Raw genomic sequence first — 731 nt, forward strand, 5'->3', positions numbered from 1 at the left:
ACAGAGCTACCTGCTCGAATTGGCCAGATACATCGTCTTGAACCCGGTAAGGGCGCGTATGGTGCATACGGCGCAAGAATGGCCCTGGAGCAGTTATCGAGGAACGGCAGGCCTTCAGGCGCTTCCTGAAGGTGTGAGTGCAGATTGGATTCTCGCTGCTTTTTCAGGCACCCGAGATGAAGCCATAAAGGCGTACAGGGAGTTTGTTAGACAGGGAAAGGACCAGCCCGATCCCTGGGAATCCCTTAAGAATCAGGTCTATCTCGGCAGTGAAGACTTTGTGGCCCAGATGGTGGCCAAACTGGACAGCAAGGCCACTCTTTCCGAGGTGCCTTCAACCCAGCGTCGTCAAGTCGCGCGCCCGCTTGGTGTTATTGCAGCTTCACATCGTGACAGAGACAGCGCCATACGTGCCGCCCATGAAAGCGGGGGCTACAGTATGCGAGAGATAGGGGATTACTTCGGTTTGCACTATTCGCGAGTGAGTCGGATAGTTCGAGGGGCACGGGGCAAGACCTGACCCCGGTTCCGTGACCTGGTTTAGGCTTTCCCATTAGCCGGATTGTTGGAATCACTTGTCTCTCCAGCGGCATGGTTATTAACGCGGCGATGGGGCCCTATAAGGGCAAAGGTGGCAGTGAGCATGCCTTGTTCCGCACCTTGCTGTCCGACCTTGAACAGGGCGATATTCTGCTGGGTGATGCGCTGTATGGCAGCTACTACGTTCTGGC

2 pseudogenes are annotated in these 731 nt (G+C 55.8%); both read left to right on the forward strand.

The window, feature by feature from the left end:
• Positions 1-520 (forward strand): annotated as a pseudogene (locus tag A3730_RS31275) (helix-turn-helix domain-containing protein); the annotation flags it as partial.
• 14 nt (positions 521-534) lie between these two features.
• Positions 535-731 (forward strand): annotated as a pseudogene (locus tag A3730_RS32580) (IS4 family transposase); the annotation flags it as partial.

It is taken from the genome of Alcanivorax sp. HI0044 (assembly GCF_001634945.1).